General features: G+C 59.5%; 1 pseudogene. It reads left to right on the plus strand.

What is annotated here, in order from left to right:
- Positions 1 to 716 precede the first annotated feature (716 nt).
- Positions 717 to 1,808: pseudogene (locus RHOFW104R8_RS10905) on the plus strand (TrlF family ATPase); the annotation flags it as partial.
- Positions 1,809 to 1,882 lie beyond the last annotated feature (74 nt).

Genomic DNA, 1,882 nt, shown 5'->3' on the forward strand with positions numbered 1-1,882 from the left:
CCGGCTACGCCTGATGATCCATAGCCGAGAGCTATCGACCGGCATCGGAGGGGCGCATTCTCAACACCCTGATAGGAACTACCAGCGTAATTTGGATTACGCGGCTGTATTCGGCAACACACTCGAAAGGCGCGTCGTCCGGCAGGACTACGCGGCGCCCCGATGTCTTCCCGCAATCGGACTAGCACGAGGTTTTCGAGTCCGCCCCCGAACTAACGCCACTGTCTGCTATGGGTCGACCTCTGCCTGTCGCAGCTTGCCCGGCGTCATCGAGCTCTCAAAGGCGGTCTTCGGCCAGAAGTGGACGTTGGGAAAGCTTGGCCGATTGTCCGCGTTTGACTGGCTTCTGCCGCTCGCTGCGAGGATGCTGGGGCGCGGTCTTTGATTCTGAGCGATAGGTCGTTTGTGTTGATTAGGCCAATGGAGCCGGTCGCTCAACGTTGAGCTTGGGCCACTGAGGTATCTGCGGGGAGATGGTACATACCTCACCTGCAGGCTTGGAACAGATGCTGTTGGTCTTCACGCCTCTGGCGCGACCACGACACTTGTAGACTCCATCAGCGTAGTCGAGGTGCCTTCCTGGCCGCGCTCCGAAAGCCTATTGGTTAGGCTCGTCAAATTGCTGTTCAATTAACGCAGGCACGTTGAAGACGAAACACCTGCATCAGGAAGAAACCACGGCCTCCATCGGCCAACAATTCAGGGAGGGGGCTCCAATGACGAATGATCCTGCCGGCTCGACTTGGAAAAAGTGGGACTTGCACGTCCACACGCCTTCGTCGCTGGTCCACAACTATCCCGGTGCCAGCCAGGACGAAGCCTGGGAGGCCTTCCTTCAAGACCTCGAGGCTCTTCCGCCCGAGTTCAAGGCCATCGGCATCAACGACTACATCTTCATCGATGGCTACGAGCGTGCGCGCAAAGCCAAGCTCGAGCAAGGCCGGCTCAAGAACATCGACCTGCTGCTGCCCGTCATCGAGCTGCGCTTGGACAAGTTCGCCGGAGTAGTCAAGAGGGAGAAGGACGGCACCTACTCGCAGTCCGGCTGGAACCGCATCAACCTGCACGTCATCTTCGACGCGTTGGACCCGGCAGTCATCCAGCAGCAATTCCTCAACGCGCTGACCCCGAGCTACCAACTGATTCCCGACTCCAGCGACTGGAAGGGCAAGTGGAAGGGGGTCATCACCCGCGCCAGCCTGGCCGAACTCGGCAAGATGATCGTCGACTCGGCGCCGGACGAGAAAAAGGGCGACTACGCGCCCCACCTGCGGGAAGGCTTCAACAACCTCTGCGTGAGCTTGGAAAAGGTTGTCGAGGCTCTCGAAAAGCCCTACTTCGCCGGAAAGTTCAAGATCGCCGTCGGCAAGACCGAATGGGCCAATCTCAAGTGGGACGACCAGTCGATCGCCGAGAAGCGCAACATCATCAATCAGGCCGACTTGGTGTTCACCGCCGCAGCTAACCCTGCGGAATACCACGCGGCGCGCAAGAAGCTCTCAGACTCCAACGTCAAGGCCACTCTGCTCGACTGCTCCGACGCACATGCGCCGAGGGCCTCGGAGGACAAGGACCGTGTTGGCAATTGCTTCACATGGATTAAGGCCGACGCGACCTTTGACGGCCTTGTCCAAGCCATCACCGAGTTCGAGGACCGCGTGTTCATTGGAGACGCGCCGCCCAAGCGCCTGCTGGTCGAGGCCAACCGCACCAAATACGCTTCCAAAATCCGCATCGGCCGTAAGCCTGGCTCCACGCTCGCCGACACTTGGTTCAACGTGGACATGCCGCTGAGCCACGACTTGGTGGGTTCTACCCCGTTTTCGCGGACAGTTGAGTTAAGGCCGTAAAGGCCCGGTCCCGAACCTCGATTCTGCGTTGC

Origin of the sequence: Rhodanobacter sp. FW104-R8, from assembly GCF_001617365.1 — a bacterium.
In the GTDB taxonomy this organism is placed as follows: Bacteria; Pseudomonadota; Gammaproteobacteria; order Xanthomonadales; family Rhodanobacteraceae; genus Rhodanobacter.